The 19,786-nt window shown below is 32.8% G+C and carries 21 protein-coding genes and 1 tRNA gene; 13 read left to right on the top strand and 9 right to left on the bottom strand.

All coding sequences use genetic code 11. The annotated features are described in order from the left end of the window. Positions 1-321: 321 nt before the first annotated feature. From ACIQ16_RS02470 to ACIQ16_RS02495, 6 genes are all read right to left on the bottom strand, one after another. Positions 322-1,098, bottom strand: a complete 777-nt coding sequence (locus ACIQ16_RS02470) for a sterol desaturase family protein (protein WP_396148396.1) — start codon at positions 1,096-1,098, stop codon at positions 322-324. A 65-nt stretch (positions 1,099-1,163) separates the two neighbouring features. Continuing rightward, positions 1,164-1,751 carry a Crp/Fnr family transcriptional regulator gene (locus ACIQ16_RS02475; RefSeq protein WP_396148397.1) on the bottom strand — a complete coding sequence of 196 codons (588 nt, stop codon included), beginning with the start codon at positions 1,749-1,751 and terminating at the stop codon, positions 1,164-1,166. A gap of 169 nt (positions 1,752-1,920) precedes the next feature. Then, the gene (locus ACIQ16_RS02480; protein ID WP_396148398.1) at positions 1,921-2,382 is read right to left on the bottom strand and encodes a hypothetical protein; all 462 of its coding nucleotides are present in this window, start codon (positions 2,380-2,382) and stop codon (positions 1,921-1,923) included. A gap of 294 nt (positions 2,383-2,676) precedes the next feature. Beyond that, positions 2,677-2,757: transfer RNA gene (locus ACIQ16_RS02485), tRNA-Tyr, on the bottom strand. A 159-nt stretch (positions 2,758-2,916) separates the two neighbouring features. After that, a complete protein-coding gene (locus ACIQ16_RS02490; protein ID WP_396148539.1) occupies positions 2,917-3,375 on the bottom strand; it encodes a TlpA family protein disulfide reductase in 459 nt (152 codons plus the stop codon). Next, positions 3,330-4,070, bottom strand: coding sequence for a DUF4369 domain-containing protein (locus ACIQ16_RS02495; protein ID WP_396148399.1), 741 nt, complete (start codon positions 4,068-4,070; stop codon positions 3,330-3,332). The genes ACIQ16_RS02490 and ACIQ16_RS02495 overlap by 46 nt, the downstream gene beginning before the upstream one ends. A 121-nt stretch (positions 4,071-4,191) precedes the next feature. Between ACIQ16_RS02495 and ACIQ16_RS02500 the strand changes: the two genes are divergently transcribed. The 6 genes from ACIQ16_RS02500 (at position 4,192) to ACIQ16_RS02525 (ending at position 8,358) form a co-directional block, all read left to right on the top strand. Continuing rightward, a complete protein-coding gene (locus ACIQ16_RS02500) occupies positions 4,192-4,740 on the top strand; it encodes a hypothetical protein (RefSeq protein WP_396148400.1) in 549 nt (182 codons plus the stop codon). Next, positions 4,727-4,873 carry a hypothetical protein gene (locus ACIQ16_RS02505; RefSeq protein ID WP_396148401.1) on the top strand — a complete coding sequence of 49 codons (147 nt, stop codon included), beginning with the start codon at positions 4,727-4,729 and terminating at the stop codon, positions 4,871-4,873. Before ACIQ16_RS02500 ends, ACIQ16_RS02505 begins: the two co-directional genes overlap by 14 nt. Beyond that, positions 4,873-5,097 (top strand): hypothetical protein, encoded by a 225-nt coding sequence (locus tag ACIQ16_RS02510; RefSeq protein ID WP_396148402.1) that lies wholly within the window; start codon positions 4,873-4,875, stop codon positions 5,095-5,097. The genes ACIQ16_RS02505 and ACIQ16_RS02510 overlap by 1 nt, the downstream gene beginning before the upstream one ends. Next, positions 5,084-5,467: a YchJ family protein gene (locus ACIQ16_RS02515; RefSeq protein ID WP_396148403.1), complete on the top strand. Its 384-nt coding sequence runs from the start codon at positions 5,084-5,086 to the stop codon at positions 5,465-5,467. Before ACIQ16_RS02510 ends, ACIQ16_RS02515 begins: the two co-directional genes overlap by 14 nt. Positions 5,468-5,529: 62 nt before the next feature. Then, positions 5,530-6,636, top strand: a complete 1,107-nt coding sequence (locus ACIQ16_RS02520; protein ID WP_396148404.1) for a VWA domain-containing protein — start codon at positions 5,530-5,532, stop codon at positions 6,634-6,636. A 261-nt stretch (positions 6,637-6,897) separates the two neighbouring features. Then, complete coding sequence (locus ACIQ16_RS02525; RefSeq protein ID WP_396148405.1) at positions 6,898-8,358, top strand: AAA family ATPase; 1,461 nt, start codon at positions 6,898-6,900, stop codon at positions 8,356-8,358. A 74-nt stretch (positions 8,359-8,432) separates the two neighbouring features. On the opposite strand, the gene ACIQ16_RS02530 is transcribed toward ACIQ16_RS02525, so the two are convergent. Together ACIQ16_RS02530 and ACIQ16_RS02535 are read right to left on the bottom strand one after the other, a co-directional pair. After that, positions 8,433-10,601, bottom strand: coding sequence for a DPP IV N-terminal domain-containing protein (locus ACIQ16_RS02530; protein WP_396148406.1), 2,169 nt, complete (start codon positions 10,599-10,601; stop codon positions 8,433-8,435). Positions 10,602-10,914: 313 nt separating this feature from the next. Then, a complete protein-coding gene (locus ACIQ16_RS02535) occupies positions 10,915-12,117 on the bottom strand; it encodes an aminotransferase class I/II-fold pyridoxal phosphate-dependent enzyme (protein ID WP_396148407.1) in 1,203 nt (400 codons plus the stop codon). Between the two features lie 307 nt (positions 12,118-12,424). On the opposite strand from ACIQ16_RS02535, the gene ACIQ16_RS02540 reads away from it, so the two are divergent. The 4 genes from ACIQ16_RS02540 (at position 12,425) to ACIQ16_RS02555 (ending at position 16,203) form a co-directional block, all read left to right on the top strand. Beyond that, positions 12,425-12,880, top strand: coding sequence for an Lrp/AsnC family transcriptional regulator (locus ACIQ16_RS02540; RefSeq protein WP_291241352.1), 456 nt, complete (start codon positions 12,425-12,427; stop codon positions 12,878-12,880). Positions 12,881-12,979: 99 nt separating this feature from the next. After that, positions 12,980-14,383, top strand: a complete 1,404-nt coding sequence (gene lpdA / locus ACIQ16_RS02545; RefSeq protein ID WP_396148408.1) for a dihydrolipoyl dehydrogenase — start codon at positions 12,980-12,982, stop codon at positions 14,381-14,383. 126 nt (positions 14,384-14,509) lie between these two features. Next, positions 14,510-15,775 (top strand): Y-family DNA polymerase, encoded by a 1,266-nt coding sequence (locus ACIQ16_RS02550; RefSeq protein WP_396148409.1) that lies wholly within the window; start codon positions 14,510-14,512, stop codon positions 15,773-15,775. Continuing rightward, positions 15,769-16,203 (top strand): LexA family protein, encoded by a 435-nt coding sequence (locus ACIQ16_RS02555; RefSeq protein ID WP_396148410.1) that lies wholly within the window; start codon positions 15,769-15,771, stop codon positions 16,201-16,203. Before ACIQ16_RS02550 ends, ACIQ16_RS02555 begins: the two co-directional genes overlap by 7 nt. Positions 16,204-16,242: 39 nt before the next feature. Here the strand turns inward: ACIQ16_RS02555 and ACIQ16_RS02560 are convergent, their stop codons facing one another. After that, a complete protein-coding gene (locus tag ACIQ16_RS02560; protein WP_396148411.1) occupies positions 16,243-17,703 on the bottom strand; it encodes a TonB-dependent receptor in 1,461 nt (486 codons plus the stop codon). 174 nt (positions 17,704-17,877) lie between these two features. Here ACIQ16_RS02560 and ACIQ16_RS02565 point away from each other — a divergent pair, with 174 nt between their 5' ends. Genes ACIQ16_RS02565 through ACIQ16_RS02575 form a run of 3 tightly spaced genes read left to right on the top strand, consistent with a single transcriptional unit; the run spans position 17,878 to position 19,624 of the window. Further along, complete coding sequence (locus ACIQ16_RS02565) at positions 17,878-18,645, top strand: MBL fold metallo-hydrolase (protein ID WP_396148412.1); 768 nt, start codon at positions 17,878-17,880, stop codon at positions 18,643-18,645. Between the two features lie 8 nt (positions 18,646-18,653). Further along, positions 18,654-19,142: a hypothetical protein gene (locus ACIQ16_RS02570; RefSeq protein ID WP_396148413.1), complete on the top strand. Its 489-nt coding sequence runs from the start codon at positions 18,654-18,656 to the stop codon at positions 19,140-19,142. Positions 19,143-19,144: 2 nt separating this feature from the next. Then, the gene (locus ACIQ16_RS02575; RefSeq protein WP_396148414.1) at positions 19,145-19,624 is read left to right on the top strand and encodes a hypothetical protein; all 480 of its coding nucleotides are present in this window, start codon (positions 19,145-19,147) and stop codon (positions 19,622-19,624) included. The last annotated feature ends 162 nt before the right edge of the window (positions 19,625-19,786 follow it).

The following is a 19,786-nucleotide window of genomic DNA, read 5'->3' on the forward strand; positions in this document are numbered from 1 at the left end:
AACCTTCTTGGTAAGGAATAACATTAGGATTTGAAGGATTTGGATTGTCGTCATCCTTGTTACAACCAAGGGTAAAAATCACGACAAATAATAAAAATGTTCTAATCATATTTTATTTATTTTGATAGTTATACTTGGTTAGATATTATTTTCATTGAAAGGTTTAATCTCGGTACGTTTTTTTTTAAAATAGCACACAACGGTTTCGGGCTTGGCGAAGGTGGCTATTTTCACCACAAATATTCATACGAAGCACGAATGTTCAAATCTACGAAAAACGCTCATACGAAGCACTGAACCGCCACTTTTGCCAAACCCGTGTTATCGGCTGCCCTTTTTTCGGTCTTGTATTTCGTCAAATGTCTTTTCGTAGTCATTAAATTCTGTTCCCAAAAGTCTGTCCCAAATACGAAAATGAACGCCATAATTACCATTAAATTTACTGTGGTGCATATTATGGTGTGTGCTTGATGTCATTAATTTCCCAAAACTTTTATTCCACCAACTTGGAAAAAATTCGTACCCAAGATGTGATTTTATATTGTCTAAAAACCCCCAAATCTGTAATATTCCAAGTGCAGGAACGTACATTGGAAAAATCATACTGACTGGTACAATCCAAAATGTGAGTAATAAAGCTTCTGCCCAATGGAAGGATAGCGATGTAAATGGATTAACATCAATACTTTTATGGTGTACTTTGTGTATGTACTTGAAAATTTTAGGGTGGTGCAAAAGTCGGTGTATCCAATAAAACCAAGTGTCGTCAAATAGCAAAAAAATAAAAAATCCACCATAAGCAAAGAATTTAGGATACTCATTTATATCTGTATAGATTTTCGTGTAACCAAGTGATTTTAAAGAATAAATTATAAGTACAAATATGGTACTTACCATTAAAGTAAAGAGACTGTTTAACAATTCTGACTTGATTTGATTTGCATCAACACGTTCTTTCAATTGTATTCTCCAATTTTTAAGTCGTTTTTTTAATAGTTTCCACACTACTAAATAAACAATTACGATAATCCCGTAATTCATTAAGGACTGTCCAAATGCAGTGGGCAGTTGTTTTAAGATTTCTTGCAATGTTTCCATTTTATAAATGTTATTAAATGAAATGCAAATGTCAAAAAACAAAATTTTATTCTACTTCACAAATGTTACTTAATGGCCTGTTTTCTAATTCTACTCAGACTTTGTGGTTTTATTCCTAAATATGAAGCAATGTATTGTAGTGGAATATTTTGAATAAAGTGTGCTTGTTGGTCTATCATTTTTTGGTAGCGTTGGTCAGCATTTAATGATGCTAAGTCATTGGCTCTTAATGTTGCTAATGAAATAGACTTTTCAAACATTAATAAAAAAAAGTTTTTGAAAATTTCGCTTTTGTCTACAAGTTGTTTTGCATTTACGAAAGATATTTTCAATAATTCACAATCCGTAATACACTCTACATTTTCTGTCGCTTTGGTCTGATTTATCAATGATGAGAATGATGCAATGAAACCATTTTGCGAACACAAAAAAGTTGTTTGTTCTTCTCCGTTTTGGTCATAGTAAAATAGTCGCATAAAACCCGAATTTAAGAAATACAAGTATTCTGGAATTTTATCTTGTTCTTCTAAAATTGAATTTCTTGTCGAATTTATAGGTATAAAAAACTGACTAATATATTCGCTGTCTTCAAGATTTGGTTTCCCTGTTTTTGAAATTTCCGCTAATAATTTATCAAAATATTTGCTTGTCATCTTGTTGTTAGTGTGGTCTGTTAGGGTTGCTGTTAACGGTTTGCCGCTTTGCGAAGGCGGGGATTTTCAGCACTACAGTTCATTAGATGCACAAAGCTTGAATTTAGCACTTCACTGTCATAGAAGCACCAAACCCACGCTTTTGCAAAACGCCTGTTAACGCCTGTGATTATCGTCTAATTTCAATTTTGCCATATGACAAGTAAAGTTCATATAGATCTTCAATATAAAATTCCTGACCGCCAACATTGTTTTTTAGCAGTGCTTCATTTTCTATGTAAACTCCTTCTAAATACTTGGGGCGTTGGAATTTTAATACAAGTTTAAAAACATCTCTGCTATATAATTTCTTTGCATTATTATTTTTATTCGCACTAGGCCATTCGATAAATTCTCTGCAAGATTCTATGGCGTAAATTTTTTTTCCAAAAATTGCTTGATCTGAAATTTCAACGACTTCAAATTCTCTAATTCGACCGTACACTTCTGAATCTACACATAGCTTAATTTCAGTATCCGGTTTGATAGGCCTTACTGAAATAGTAAAAGGATCAACATAAATTCCATTTTGTCCAAAAATCTGGCTACAAAGTCCAATAGAAAATATTATCGTGAATAGGGTTTTTCTCATAATAGCTGGTAACTTGTATATATGCGAATGTTTTGTTTCGCTTTTTATATAAATCAAATATAATACTATTTTCTTACAAATCATCAAAGGGACTTTTAATTTGTTGAATGCTACTACCTCAAAAATAAATATGTTAACTAGTAAACTTTGTCTTAATAAAACAGAGTTACTTCGTAGATGGTGTATAGATACTCCGTAGTTAGTGTATAGATAGTGTATGGATAGTGTATGAAAGCAGTTTTTAGATATTTTACCAATAACTATAAAAAAAGCACCTCGTTAGAAGTGCTTTTGTGGGGAGAGCAGGATTCGAACCTGCGAAGTTTTCACAGCAGATTTACAGTCTGCCCTCGTTGGCCGCTTGAGTATCTCCCCAGGCCATTTCGATTGCAAATATATAATTGTTTTTTATTGTTGCAAACTTATTTTTGGGTAATATGTAAATTATTTTATAACATTCTGAAAACTAAAAGTATAAAAAATCCCATTTTGAAATTATGTTCAAAATGGGATTGATTTTTATCAGTTTAGGTATTATTTTACACCTAATACTTCTTTAATTTTGGCTTTCAATTCGTCACCTCTAAGATTTTTGGCAATAATATTTCCTTTTGCATCTAAAATAAAAGTGGCTGGAATGCCATCAACTTCATACAGCATTGCAATAGGATCTTCCCAACCTTTTAAATTAGAAACCTGAGTCCACGTTAATTTGTCTTTTGCAATAGCAGCTTTCCATTTTGCAGCGTCTTCATCTAATGAAACACCAATAATATTTAAACCTTTACTGTGTAATTCATTATAAATGCCAACTACATTTGGATTTTCTGCTCTACAAGGTCCGCACCACGAAGCCCAAAAATCAATAATAGTAACTTTTCCTAACGATTCTTTTAACGAAACGGTTTTGGCATCTGGCGTTTTTGCTGAAAAATCAGGTGCCTTATTTACTTTTTTTTTTCTGGAGCAGCCGCTTTTAATTGCGCGTCTAATGCTTTTTTTACATTTTTACCGCTTTTTGTTCCGTGTAATTTTTTGTCTAATTTATCAAATGCTTCTTTGGCATCTTTTCCTTGCATCATTCCTCTACTAACATAATTTTCTAAAAACAACATCGAAAGTATAGAACTCGGATTGTTTTTCATAAAATCTTTAGATTTCGCATCCATCTTAGCAGAAATAGACTGCGCTAGTTTGCCATATTCTTGATTTAATTGCGTCTGAACAGCTACATCATTCGTTTCCATAGCTTTTTTCATTGCTTCATTGTTGTTCTTCTGAAAATCCATTATCGGTTTGTTAATAACAACCGATTCATCTGTATATTTTTGAAACAAGTCATTGTCAGTAGTTCCTGAAATTCTAGATTTCTGAATGTCTTTGGTGTCAAAAGCAATTTCTATCGTACCACTTTCAATAATAAAAGGAAGTGCTTTTTTTGATTGATATTGTGGATCAATTACACCATCAATACTAATAATTCCAATTTCTGGAAGTTCGCTTTTTCCTTCAAATTGAAACTTTCCTTCTTTGACTTCTACCGTATCCATTGCAATAGGGCCCATTTCTCCAGAACCTTCTAAAAATACTTTGGTGCCGTCTTTTACTCCTTTTGCAGTTCCTTCAACTTTAAATTTATTGCAAGAAATTAATATTAATGCCGAAAATAATAGTACTACTTGTTTCATTGTTTTTTTTCTAAATGGTTATGCTGAAAATTCAGTTATTTATTAAAGGCAAATGTAATAATTTTTTTAGTATTAATAAAATCGTTTAAAATCCCAAAATAGATATCACTATCTTTGTGAAATGAATAGTTACAATAAATTTAATTTTCACAAACATACGTTTTGCTTGTTTCAGCAAGTAGAAGATTCTGCAGTTGCAGATTTAAAATTAGGTTACAAAAGTGCTTCCGGAAGTGCGTATTATTATTCAGAAATAGGTGTTTACAGAAAATCAAACCATTGGGGAAGAACTGCCAATTGCCGTTGGAGATTGATAACGAATGCGGACTATAAAAATCAAACTGAAATTGTAGGATTTGCCAAATGGACTGATTTTCATCCCAATAATGACACTGAAAAATTGTTTTTTACTGAAATAAATGAAGCAAAAAATGAGGTGCATTTTAATCATAAAAATCATCCAAACTATGCCCATCAAATAGTAAGAAATGCTTCCGACACAGCAAAACGAATAAAAGAAATTAAAAATGTGTTGCAAACTACTTCTTGGGCGAAACACTTAATTTTCGATGATTTTGAAGAAATAAAGAGGAAAATGCTGACTGAATTGAGTAATACCAATGAAAGTTTCGTAAATTTGAAGAAAATTTTGCAACATGGGAAGAAATAATGCCATAAATAAAGAAAAGCATAAAAAGCAATTGGACAATCATTTGAAGAAAATTCAAAAAACAAAACAAACGTCTGCAGCTAAAAAAGCATCTATATTAGAACAATACAAGCAATCGCTTAAAAACCAATAATGCATTCTCAACAATTAGTTAATTTAAAACCAAAAGTTCAAACAATTATTGATTTGTTAGCCAAAAAAGATTGGGATACTGCCCAGCTTTTGCTGCTTGAAGTGAGTGAGGAAGTGGAAAATTTAATAGATGAAGTGGTGTCAGATGACCATTTAATTGAATTAAGTAAATATCAGGTTTTGCTGAAACATTTAGTACTTAAAATCCAAAATGGAAGACCCTAAACTTTGCCCTTGTGGCAGCCAAATTAGCATCCAAGAATGTTGTTTGCCTTATATTCAGGAGCACTTAATTGTACCCACTGCTGAAAAGTTAATGCGTTCCAGATTTACAGCATTTTGTCTTCAGAATGCTGAATATTTATACAAAACCACACACGTATCTCAAAAAAAATACACGAATAAATCAGATATTTTAGCTTGGGCACAACAAAATACGTGGCAGAAATTAGAAATTCTAAACAGTACTGAAAATACGGTAGAATTTAAAGCCTACTTCTTAGATGAAAACAAAACCCCACAAATTCATCACGAAAAATCAACGTTTATACTTTTCCAAAACAATTGGTTTTATGTGGACGGTAAGTTTTATTAGTTTTAACTAAAAATTAGTATTCGTTTTTATGTTATAAAATATAAACCTTGTATTTTTATGGTATGAAAAAAGGATTCTATTTTAAAACGTATGAAAAGCCATTTAAGACACCGTTCGAAGTGCTTTTTGGTGTTTTTAAAGAGTTAATTGTCCATACTTCTGGTGATTTCGAAGAAGCTATAGATTGGCTACGCGAACTTGATGCCGAATACAAATTAACTACGCCAGACTATTCCATTGAAGATTTTATTGAAGATTTAAAGAAAAAAGGATTCATTCGTGAAGAAATTACGGGCGATGGCGCAGGCGAGGTTACCATTACTTCAAAAACGGAACGACTTATTCGTCAAGCCGCTTTAGATCAAATATTTGGAAATTTAAATAAATCGGGTAGCGGCAATCATAAATCGAAACATCTTGGCGGTGGCGATGAACTCACAGGCGAACTTAGAAGTTATAATTTTGGGGATAGCTTAGATAGAATTTCATTAACGGAAAGTCTAAAAAACGCACAAATCAATAATGGAATTGGCGAGTTTCAACTTACCGAAAATGATTTGGTAATTGAAGATACGCATTACAAATCGCAAATGAGTACTGTTTTAATGATAGACATTTCCCATAGTATGATTTTATACGGCGAAGACCGAATTACGCCTGCCAAAAAAGTAGCGATGGCGTTGGCGGAACTTATCACTACTCGTTATCCGAAAGACACCATTGATATTTTAGTTTTTGGTAACGATGCTTGGCCTATTTCTATAAAAGAATTACCTTTTCTAAAAGTGGGACCCTATCATACTAACACTGTTGCAGGTTTGCAATTAGCAATGGATATGTTGCGAAGAAAACGCAATACCAACAAACAAATTTTTATGATTACCGACGGAAAGCCAAGCTGTGTTCGAGAAAAAGACGGCTCGTATTATATGAATAGTAACGGTTTAGACGAGTATATTGTTGAAAAATGCTATACGCAAGCGGCTCAAGCCAGAAAATTACACATTCCTATTACAACTTTTATGATTGCCAACGATCCCTATTTGCAACAATTTGTAGATAAATTCACCGAAGCCAATCAAGGAAAAGCGTTCTACACGGGTTTAAGTGGTTTAGGAGAAATGATTTTCCAAGATTATGAAGCCAATAGAAAAAAGAAATTGAAATAAGCATTAACCAGTTGGGTGTAATTAAAATTAAAAATAATTTTGCCACGAATTGTCGAATTTTTCGGATTAAGTTTTCGATATAGTTCGAATTATCATCAAAGATGATCTAATTTTTTCGATAGGTATTTAGATATTCGAGAATTCGTGGCAAAAAGAGAATAATTAATAACAATTTTAATAATTATACTCAACGGGTTAAGTAGTATCAAATCAAAGAAGTTAAATTAAAAGCAGTAGCTAAATAGCGTTTAAAAAAATAGTATGACACATATAAAAACACTAGGTGAATTGATACAATCGGGATATCAATCTAAAAACATAAAAGAGGAGTTGCGTACCAATTTAAGAAATAAACTAATAGCCAAGCAGCCAACTTTTACTGGAGTTCATGGTTTTGAAAATTCTGTAATTCCAGAATTGGAGCGTGCTATTTTATCACGTCATAATATTAATTTATTAGGATTACGCGGACAAGCAAAAACACGTTTGGCTCGAAAAATGGTCGAACTTTTAGACGAATATATTCCGTTTGTTACGGGTTCTGAAATTAATGACGATCCGTTACATCCAATTTCTCGTTTTGCAATAGATTTGATTGCTGAAAAAGGAAATGATACGCCTATTTCTTGGTTACATAGAAGCGAACGTTTTTTTGAAAAATTAGCCACTCCAGATGTAACTGTGGCGGATTTAATTGGTGATGTAGATCCAATAAAAGCAGCCAATTTAAAACTATCCTATGCAGACGAACGTGTGATTCATTTCGGGATGATTCCTCGTGCCAACAGATGTATTTTTGTAATTAACGAATTACCTGATTTACAAGCTCGTATTCAAGTAGCGTTATTCAATATTTTGCAAGAAGGCGACATTCAAATCCGTGGGTTTAAATTAAGAATGCCGTTAGATTTACAATTTATTTTTACTGCAAATCCAGAAGATTATACCAATCGAGGCAGTATAGTAACGCCGTTGAAAGACAGAATTGGTTCGCAAATTTTAACGCATTATCCTGAAACTATTGAAATTGCTAAAATTATTACCACCCAAGAAGCTAAGTTAGATGAAAATCAATCGTCTTTAGTACATGTGCCAAATTTAGCAAAAGATTTATTGGAGCAAGTAGGTTTTGAAGCAAGAGAATCCGAATATATAGATGCGAAAAGTGGCGTTTCTGCTAGAATGAGCATTACCGCTTATGAGAATTTAATTAGCACTGCCGAACGCAGGGCCTTACTAAATGCAGAAGAAAATACAACGGTTCGTTTGTCTGATTTCTTAGGAATTATTCCAGCCATAACCGGAAAAGTAGAATTGGTTTACGAAGGCGAACAAGAAGGTGCTGGAGTAGTGGCGCAATATTTAATTGCCAATGCGATTCATACTTTTTTCCCAGGTTATTTTCCTAAAATTGAAAAACTGGAGAAACAAGATGTAACTACACCTTATACCGAAATTACCGAATGGTTTTTCAATGAATCAGGTTTTGAATTAACAGATGATTGCTCCGATGAAGTTTACAAAAACATCTTAGATGAGGTACAACCATTAGAAAAATTAATTCAAAAATACCAACCAGAAATTCCTGTTATAGACCAATATTTCCTTAAAGAATTTATCCTTTGGGCTTTAGTGGAATACAAAAAACTATCAAAGGAAAGAACCGAAGATGGCTTTCAGTTTAAAGATCCCTATTCAAGGTTTATTAGTAAATTGTCTTAAATGTCATAACATAAATACAAAATCCGTCTTGATTACTTCGGGACGGATTTTAATTTTATTGGCAAATAGACTCATTATCTCTTCAAATGCACATCGAAGTAATCCGCGATTTTCGCATACATGTGAATTCTATCTCTACCACTTACATTATGTTCGTGATTTGGGTATAAAAAATAATCCACTTGTTTTCCTGCTTTTATAGATGCTTCAATGAAATTCATACTGTGTTGTTGCACAACAACTGGATCTTGAGCTCCGTGAATAATTAATAATCTTCCTTTTAAGTTTTTTACTTTATCTAATAAGGATGTTTTTGCATAGCCTTCTGGATTATCTTGTGGGGTATCCATATAACGTTCTCCATACATAATTTCATAGTATTTCCAATCAATTACAGGTCCGCCAGCCACACCTACTTTAAAAGTATCTGGTTGCGAAGTAAGAAGGGAAGTCGTAATAAACCCACCAAAACTCCACCCGAAAACTCCAATTTTTTCCGCATCTACAAATGACTTCGATTTTAAAAAGGCAACACCTTTCATTTGGTCTGCCATTTCGTTTACGCCTAAATTTCGGTGTGTTACGTCACAGAATTTTTTTCCACGTGCATCACTACCTCTATTATCTAACGTAAATACTACATACCCTTGTTGTGCCATATACATATCAAAATAACCAGCGCCTCCTAACCATTTGTTAGTTACCAATTGTGCGTGCGAACCACCATATACATATATCATTACAGGATATTTTTTAGTCGCATCAAAATTGGCTGGATAAATTAATCTTCCGTTTAATGGTGTTGTGCCATCTGCAGCTGTTAGTGAAACCATTTCAATTCTTGGCAAATCAATTTTTCCTGTAAACGGATTATCGGCTTTAACCAAAGTAGTAGTTGCTATTCTTGTTTTTATGTTTAAAATAGAAACTTCATTTGGAGTAGTTGCATTACTATATTGGTCTAAAACCAGCATACCATCAGAAGAAACAGATGCATTATGTGTTCCAGAAATTGTGGTTAACTGAATTGTTTTTCCTGATTTAATGTCAACCTGATAAAGTTGTCTGTCTAATCCATTATTTGCCGTTCCGATGTAATTAATTTTTGTGTTGGTAGCATCAAAACCTAACAAATTGGTAACAACCACATCTTTAAAACCTAAGTTTTTAAGTAATTTTCCATCGGTAGTGTACAAATACATTTGATTGTATCCATTAAAATCCGTTTGATAAATAAATTGATTCGGATTGTTTGGTACGAAAGTCAAAGCGTGTTGTGGTTCAACCCATGTAGTAGCTTTTTCCTCAAATAACGTTTTTACAAAAGCACCTGTTATGGCATCATATTTATTGAATTTTAAATGATTTTGGTCACGATTTAAGATTCCAACAAAAATATATTTTCCTGAAGGTTCCCAAGACACCATCGTTAAATATTGGTCTTTTGGTTCACCAGTTTGAATTGTTATTTTTTTTTCTGAAGCTACATCGTATAGTATTAAAGTAACCTGCTCACTGGTCATACCAGCCATAGGGTATTTTAGGTCTTTGTTAACCGCTTCGCGTTCGTTCCAGTTGATAATCGGATAATTACCCACCATAGTTTCATCTTTTCTATAATAGGCCAATTGCGTCCCTGTAGCATTCCACCACATTCCTCTATCAATACCAAATTCTTGACGATGTACATAATCTGAACCGTTTACGATAGCTGGATTTTCATCGTTTGTAACTTCAATGGTTGTATTGTTTGACGTTATTCTGATGTTATTGTCTTTTAACCAAGCTACATTTGAGTTGGAAGCAAAACGCGCTTGGCTTCCTTCTAAAGCATAGCCAATTTTTGAAGTAATTTTTTTAGTAATTACATCATACGTTACTTGATATTGATTTGTTTTTGAAGCAATTTCTGTTTGAAATGTATTGTTGCTTTTCCATTCAATAGAAAAAGGAAAGGTGCGTAAAACAAATTCTTCTGTTGGTAGTACTTCTTTCAAAGCTGCTTCAAATTCCGATTTAGTAGCCAAAGTAGTTACAGCCCATCCAGAAGTAGCGCTTCTTTCCATCAAATTAGTAAAATCTGAACTTAAATGGGTAACGGATTTTGAATCTTTTCTCCATTGAACAGCTGTTAATGAAGTGGGAGCATATTTTCTTGCTCCTGTTACGGTTTCTTCAATAGTTAGTTTTTGTGCAAAAGTCACACATCCAACTAAAAGAAAACTTAAAATATAGTTTTTCATTGTAAGAAATTAATTTGTGAATTAGTTGGCTAAGATAAGCATTTGTTACAAAAAAAATCCGACTCATTTCTAAATCAGATTTTAAAGTATTAAATATTTTTTCCAAAATTGTCCGATAAAAATTTAAATTAATTGGCTTTAGTCTAATAAATGGATGTTTTTTTAAGCCACTGATTACACTGATTAGCACAGATTTTTATAAATATAAATGATATAATCAGTGCTAATCCTAAAATCCGTGGCTAATAATTTTTTCAATAAATTAAATTGAATGTACTGGTTTAAATCCGACAATATTGATTTTAAATATTTTTTACAAAATTTGTAATTCTTTCATACAAATATGCATACTTTGATACGTTCTTTCAATATCGTTATCTAAACCTATAGAAAAACGAATTAATCCATCTGTTAAACCCATTTCTGCTTGTTCATCTAATGGTATTTCAGAAGAAGTGGATGTTCCTGGTGCGCTAAAAAGGGTTTTATAAAATCCTAAACTCACAGCCAAATAACCTAAATTTCTTTCTTGCATTAATTCCATCAAGGCATTGGCTTTTTCTAAACTTCCTACGTCAATGGTCATCATACCTCCAAATCCATATTCTGGGTTAATCATATTTTTATATATAGTATGACTTTGATGGCTTGCCAATCCTGGATAAACGGTTTTGATGCCGTCTGCTTCAAATTTATTCGCCAAATACATCGCATTATGACTGTGCTGCTTCATTCGGATATGAAGTGTTCTTAAGTTTTTCATTACTGATGCCGAACGCAAACTGTCCATTGTAGGGCCTAAAAGCATACTGGCACCAGAATTTACGTTTTTTAAATCGTTTATAAATTCTTGACTTGCACAGGTTACGCCACCCACTGTATCTGAACTTCCGTTGATGTATTTTGTTAAAGAATGAATCACAATATCCGCACCTAATTTTGCTGGCGATACCGATAAAGGCGAAAACGTATTGTCAACTACCAATTTAAGATTGTGCTTTTTCGCAATCTTAGCTAAAGAAGCAATATCGGCTACTTCTAATAAGGGATTACTCACCGTTTCGCAATATATAACTTTAGTTGTAGGTGTAATGGCAGCTTCCACAAGGTCTAATTTAGTAATGTCAACAAAAGTAGTTTTCACACCAAATCTCGGTGCGAAATTTTTCAAAAAGGCATAAGTTCCTCCGTATATAGTTCTACTTGAAACCACGTGGTCGCCTTGTCCGCAAAGTTGTAAAATTGTTGGCGTAATGGCGCCCATTCCAGAAGCAGAAACATTTGCAGTTTCAGTGCCTTCCATTGCTGCTAACGCTTTATCTAAATATAAATTACTTGGCGAGGAATGTCGGGAATATAAATAACACCCTTCTGCGTTACCTTCAAAGGTATCAAACATCGTTTTAGCAGATAGAAACGTGTAAGTAGATGAATCAGAAATAGAAGGGTTTACGCCTCCAAATTCGCCAAAATACTGTAAATCTTGTATGTTATCGGCTGGATTAAATGTGCTCATAGTTGTTTGTTTTTATCTATCAAAATTGAAAATAATAAATTAATATTTCAATAATACCTTAAATATTTAGTTTATTTATCTAAAATATTTATTAATTATAGATTATTTATCATTAATTTAGGTTTTTTATGTATTTTTACCAAATAAATTACGACCCGCTCCTCAAAGTCTCCCGACTTCGAGGAAGTGTTTTTCGGTCTCAGGCCGATTAGTAAAGTTCGGAGAACTTTTATCGCCTCCACGAAGTTAGAAACTTCGTGGAGCAGAGTTTTTTTTATGTATTTTTAACAAATAGATTACGACACCAATGGATGCAATTGATAAAAAACTATTAGAATTGATGCAAATCGATTCTAAAAAAACAACAAAAGAACTATCAAGTAAATTAAATTTATCCGTAACGGCTGTGTATGAACGGATAAAAAAGTTAGAGCGAGAAGGGATTATTCGTAAGTATGTTACTATTTTAGATAAAACAAAAATAAATAAAGGTTTTGTGGTGTTTTGTCACGTTAAATTAATTAAACATTCAAGAGATTTAATTTCTGAATTTGAAAAAGAAGTAGTAACGCTAACTGAAGTTTTAGAATGTTTTCACGTAAGTGGCGATTACGATTATATTCTAAAAATTTGCGTAAAAGATATGGAAGAATACCGAGAATTTATGGTTACTAAGTTAACCACTTTGCAACATATTGGCAGTACGCACAGTACTTTTATGATTGGAGAAGTAAAAAATTCTACTTCATTTGTGTTGAATTAAAAATTGTAAAGTTTTTTCGCTAAATAGCTATACATATTTATATAAAAACTTTACTTTTGTACTTTGAAAACTTACTATAACATTTTATAAAATATATTTATGAGTCAATTTGATGTAACCATTATTGGTTCTGGACCTGGAGGATATGTAGCAGCTATTCGTTGCGCCCAATTGGGATTTAAAACAGCAATTATTGAAAAATACGCAACGCTTGGCGGAACGTGTCTGAATGTGGGATGTATTCCATCAAAAGCATTATTAGCATCATCACATCATTACGAAGAATTACAACATTTTGCAGACCACGGAATTGAAGTTTCTGGTGAGGTAAAAGTTAATTTAGAAAAAATGATTGCCAGAAAACAAGCGGTTGTAGACCAAACTTCTGGTGGTGTAAAATATTTAATGGATAAAAATAAAGTTACTGTTTTTGAAGGATTGGGTTCTTTTGAAACTGCGACTTCTGTTAAGGTATCTAAAGTAGATGGTACTTCAGAAATCATAGAATCTAAAAACATCATTATTGCAACAGGTTCTAAACCTTCAAACTTACCTTTTATCAAATTAGATAAAGACAGAATCATTACTTCAACGGAAGCTTTAAAATTAAAAGAAGTTCCAAAACATTTAGTAATTATTGGTGGAGGTGTTATCGGTATCGAATTAGGACAAGTATATTTACGATTAGGTGCGCAAGTTTCTGTAGTAGAATTTATGGATAGAATTATTCCAGGAATGGACGCTTCTTTATCTAAAGAATTAACAAAAGTCTTGAAAAAACAAGGTATGAAATTCTACACGTCTCACAAAGTACAATCAGTTGATAGAGCTGGAGATGTAGTTACTGTAAAAGCTGAAAATGCAAAAGGAGAAATCATTACATTAGAAGGTGATTATTCTTTAGTTTCAGTAGGTCGTCGTCCTTATACGGATGGTTTACATGCAGAAAAAGCAGGAGTAAAAGTTACAGATAGAGGTCAAATTGAAGTAAATAATCATTTACAAACTTCAGCAGCAAATATTTACGCAATTGGCGATGTAGTTCGTGGTGCGATGTTAGCACACAAAGCGGAAGAAGAAGGCGTAATGGTTGCCGAAATTTTAGCTGGACAAAAACCTCATATCGATTATAACTTAATTCCTGGCGTAGTATATACTTGGCCAGAAGTTGCAGCTGTAGGTAAAACAGAAGAGCAATTGAAAGCAGAAGGCATTGATTTTAAAGCGGGAAGTTTCCCATTCAAAGCATTAGGAAGAGCAAGAGCTGGTGGTGATACGGACGGATTTGTAAAAATCTTAGCCGATGCCAAAACAGATGAGGTGTTAGGGGTTCATATGATTGGTGCACGTTGTGCCGATTTAATTGCAGAAGCCGTTACCGCAATGGAATTTAGAGCATCTGCAGAAGATATTTCTCGTATGTCTCACGCACATCCAACTTTTGCGGAAGCCATAAAAGAAGCCGCTTTAGCAGCAACTGCAAACAGAGCATTACACGTGTAATTGAATAAATTTTATATAATAAAAACCCCAAATTTATTAAGGAATTTGGGGTTTTTTGTTTTAAAATATTTCGATTGTTAATAAATTTTCAATCTATTTTCCAAGTCAAAATTGTACCTTTACATTATGTTTGCATTGGTCGATTGTAATAATTTTTATGTGTCTTGTGAGCGTGTTTTTCAACCTCAATTCAAGAAAAAGCCTGTTGTCGTTTTATCCAATAACGATGGTTGTGTGATTTCCAGAAGTGATGAAGCAAAAGCGCTTGGCATTCCTATGGGTGTACCCGAATTTAAAATTAGAAACGAGATCAAACAACATCAAATTGTTGTTTTTTCATCCAATTATGCGCTGTATGGCGATTTAAGTAAACGTGTAATGGATGTGCTTGCAGATTTTACACCAGATATTGAAAATTATAGTATCGACGAAGCTTTTCTTAATTTTAAAAATACCAATACAACTAATTTTGAAACTTGTGGTTTGCAAATGAAACAACGGGTGCAAAAATGGATTGGCATTCCAGTTTGTATCGGTTTTGCCGAAACGAAAGCTCTGAGTAAAGTGGCCAATAGAATTGCTAAAAAGTTTCAAGATAGAACGGGCGGTGTTTATGTTATTGATTCCGAAGAAAAACGAATCAAAGCTTTAAAATGGACAAAAGTTGAAGATATTTGGGGTATAGGTTTCCGGTTGTCAAAAAAAATGAAGGCCTTTGGAATGGTTACGGCTTATGACTTTACAGCACCTCATAATGAAGATTTTATTAAAAGAACTATGGGCGTGGTAGGAAAACGCCTTCGTGCGGAACTTTTAGGGCAATCCGTATTAGAATTGGAGCAACAACCAGAAGCTAAAAAAAACATAGCGGTTGCGCGAACTTTTGAAAAATCAATTACCAATTTAAATGAATTGAAAGAACGCGTTTCTACTTTTGCAACAGTAGCTTCCGAAAAATTACGTATGCAAAAATCGTGTTGTTATGGTTTGGTTTTGTATCTCAGAAAAGACAAGTATAAAGTAGGTAATGAACGTTATAATTTTACCTTGTACGAAACGATGCCTTTTGCGACACAATCAAGTTTAACAATAAGTACAACGGCTATTAAAATGTTAGAAAAATTGTTTCAGCCTGGCGAAACTTATACAAAAGCGGGAATTATTATTTCTGATATTATTCCGCAACACCAAAAACAGTTTAATTTATTTGTAGAAGAAAATCCGAAACACGAAAAATTAATGAAAGTAATGGATGACATCCGATTGAAAACCGGCGAACGAAAAATCCGACTCGGGAATCAAGATTTACAACGCACTTGGAAAATGAAACAAAATTTTTTATCCAAAAAATACACTACAGATATAACAGAATTATTAGATATAAAATGTTAGCACAAAATAAATTATCGTTTTTTATTCCAAATACGGAAAGCAATTTAGAAATGCCTTATATTTCAAGCGGAATTAAAGCAGGGTTTCCTTCTCCAGCAGCAGATTTTGATGGCACACGTGTAAGTATTGATCAAATAGTGGTTAAAAATGCGTTGGCTACTTTTTATGCTAAAGCGAATGGAAATTCTATGACGGGTGCCGGAATTGATGATGGTGATATTTTAGTAATCGATAAAAGTATCGAACCTCAAGACGGAAAAATCGCCGTTTGTTTTATCGATGGAGAATTTACCGTGAAACGAATTAAAGTACAAGAAAATAGTTTACTCTTACTCCCAGAAAACAAACTCTTTGAACCAATTGAAATCACCCAAGAAAATGATTTTATCATTTGGGGAATAGTCACTTTTGTAGTGAAAAAATTATAAAAAAAATCCCAAATTCTTTAGAGTTTGGGATTTTTTACTTTATATCTTAGCTAATTCTTTTTCTTTTTGATAGCCAAATAAATGGTCTTTTTTAATGATTTCTGCGGTGCCATCTGGTAGCATATCTTCCCAGCCGGATTCGCCTTTAGCAATCATTTTTAATATTTTTCTGGAGAAAATATCTAATGTTTTGGCATCATAGTTTTCAATATCCGTAACTTTTCCGTTGTATTTAAAGAACTTATACAATTCTTTCATTCTTGGATGCACTTTTAAGTTTTCTGAAGTAATAATTTCACCCGTTTCTGGATCTTTCATCGGATATAAATACACTTTTAAATCTCTGTAAAATAATTTCCCAAAGGCTTCTAAAATTCCACCCGACATATGACGGTAGTATTTCTCATCAAAAATTTCTACCAAATTACTCACACCCATCGCTAAAGCAGTACGTGATTTTGTAAAAGATGAAAAATATTCTAAAACTTTATAATATTCTTGGAAGTTAGAAATCATTACGGTTTGACCTAAAGCACATAAAAGTTCTGCTCTATCTAAGAAATCTCTTTCGTCAATTTCCCCTTCTGCTTTTAGGTTAGAAAGCGTGATTTCAAAAACCACAAACGTATTTTCTTTACTTACTTTATTTTCTTGTATAAACATCTCGTAAGACTGTTTATACATATCCATATTTACTTTAGTTACAGGTCGGAAACTACCACGTAACGCTAAAATATTCTTTTTATATAAAACAGCTGCTGGCAAAATATTCTTTCCTTCCGGATTAAACATTACGGCATCTGTAAAGCCATATTTTACCAATTGCAAACTCATTAATCTGTTGTCTACATCTGCAAAACTTGGACCTGAGAAATTTATAGTATCAATTTCAATTTGGTCTTTTTCTAAATGGTCGTATAAATAACGCAATAATTTTTTAGCATCATTGTGTTTGTAAAACGCGCCATAAATTAAGTTTACACCTAAGATACCTAAGGTTTCTTGTTGCAAACGCGCATCATTTTCTTTAAAACGAATGTGAATTAAAATTTCATTATATGCTTGGTCAGGTTCTACTTGAAATTTAATTCCAACCCAACCGTGTCCTTTAAATTGTTTTGCAAAATCAATAGTGGCTACGGTATTCGCATAACTAAAAAACATTTTATTTGGGTGCTTGTCTCTTTTTAAACGATCTTCAATAAGTTTCGTTTCGTGTGTAAGCATTTTTCTTAATCTGCTTTCTGTAACATATCTGCCATCTTCTTCAATTCCGTAAATGGCATCACTAAAATCTTTATCGTAGGCAGACATCGCTTTGGCAATCGTACCAGAAGAAGCTCCAGCTCTGAAAAAATGTCTCACCGTTTCTTGTCCGGCACCAATTTCAGCAAAGGTTCCGTAAATATTTTCGTTTAAATTAATACGGAGTGCTTTATCCTTTGTAGAAGGAATTTGTTCAATTGCTTTGTCTCCTCTTAATGTGATTTCAGTAGTCATTTATTCAAATGTGTTTTTTGGCAAATTAAATTACTATGCAAAGTTAATAAATTATAGGTTTTAACAAGAGTATTTTGTTATTTTTGTAAAAAAGAAATTACTACCATTACTATATAGTAGCACTTTTCTATTAAAAGTAGCGGGTAACTTTTTTAGCGTGTCAATCACATACATATGAAATTATACTTCTTAGGAACGGGTACATCTCAAGGCATTCCAGTAATTGGAAGTACGCATTTTGTGTGTTTAAGTGATGATGCAAAAGACAAACGATTGCGCGTTTCTGTTTGGATACACGACGAAGATTTTTCTATAGTAATTGATTGCGGTCCCGATTTTCGACAACAAATGCTTACCAGTACTTGTTCGCATATTGATGCCTTGCTTTTTACGCACGAACACGCAGACCATACAGCTGGTTTGGATGATATTCGTCCGTTTTATTTCAAACAAGGCGACATTCCCGTTTACGGACATTCGCGCGTGTTGCAAAATTTAGCCAGACGATTTGATTATATTTTTGAAAAAGAAAATAAATATCCAGGTGCGCCTTCTGTGTTGCCCATTGAAGTAGTAAATAATCAGAATATTACGATTAAAAATCAGACTGTAATTCCAATCAATGCGATGCACGGAAATTTACAAGTTTTTGGGTACAGAATAAAAGATGTTGTATATTTAACAGATGTAAAAACCATTGCAGATTCAGAATTAGAAAAACTTAAAAATGTTGAGGTTTTGGTTATCAATGCTTTACGATTTGAACCACATACTACGCATTTTAACATTGAAGAAGCGATACATTTTATAAATTTGGTGCAACCTAAAAAAGCGTATTTAACACACATTAGTCATATTTTAGGATTGCACGAAGAAGTACAAAAACAATTGCCAGATAACGTATTTTTGGCTTACGATAATTTAGAAATAGAAATAAAATAAATATAAAAATGAAAAGAAGTTTATTGCTTTACGGAATCGTATTTTCAGTATTAATTAATATTTTTCAATTTGTAAATTCTTCAAATATCTTGAAAAGAAGCGAAGAAGTATCTACAATTAGTAAAAGGGAATTAAAAAAAGCACAAGATACCATTGCAAAATTACGCGACAATGATACGTTTTCCTTGGCTACGAATGAAAATGCGCAAGAGTATTATTTTGAATACGATATAAAAGCGTTACAAACGAAAGTAAAAGAAGATTTAACCGCTTTTAACGCGGATAAAAAAGGAAATAAATACGTTTCATACGATCAAATTGGCGACAATCCGTTTTTGATAAACAACATAAAAATTTTAAATCATAGATGGATTATTGCTAACTTTTCTGATGGTAAAGTTTGGGGCGAAGTATTGATTAAATACTTTCATAATGCAGATAAACCTACCGAATTTGAAACCGTAGAAACCTTAATTTATCAAGAAACGCTAAATTAAAAATGAAAAAACTTGTATATATTTTAGTACTGACATCGCTATTTTCTTGCGATTATATTTTAAAGAATCCACCAAAAGATACCACGGAATTGGATTCTATCGTGAAAAATCAGGTAATTGATGATAAAAACGAAAATGGTTGCGATTTAAAAGCCGGCTATAAATGGTCGAATATGTACAAAAAATGTGTACGTGTTTTTGAAGAAGGGTATCGTTTAACTTCTATTGAAAGAGATTCATTAGCCAGAAGAAAAAACGCCTTTTTCTTTGTGGAAGAAGATAGCTTACTTGCAGAAGTTTTCTTACCAGATTCTAAAGAATCCATTGTTTTTAAAAGAGAAAATGAAGACCAAAACTTCAAATATAAAGACTTCGAATTCCGAACCAATAAAGGTTTTTATTTGTACTACAAACAAACACTTATGTTTCAACCTGCCATTCCTGTAGACACCAAAGTTTTAGGGAAAGACGAAGAGCATTAGTTTTTTGGTTATAAGGTTTAGGGTTTAGGGTAAAAGGTGCTTTCTACAGAATATTTATTTTATTCGTTTTGTAATGCTGAACTTGTTTCAGTATCTATATTTACTCAAAGTTAGATTGCTTTTCTTGAATTTTCTACAAAATTTGCAATTTTGCCAAAAGTC

This window comes from Flavobacterium sp. (assembly GCF_044360715.1).
Classification (GTDB): Bacteria; Bacteroidota; Bacteroidia; order Flavobacteriales; family Flavobacteriaceae; genus Flavobacterium.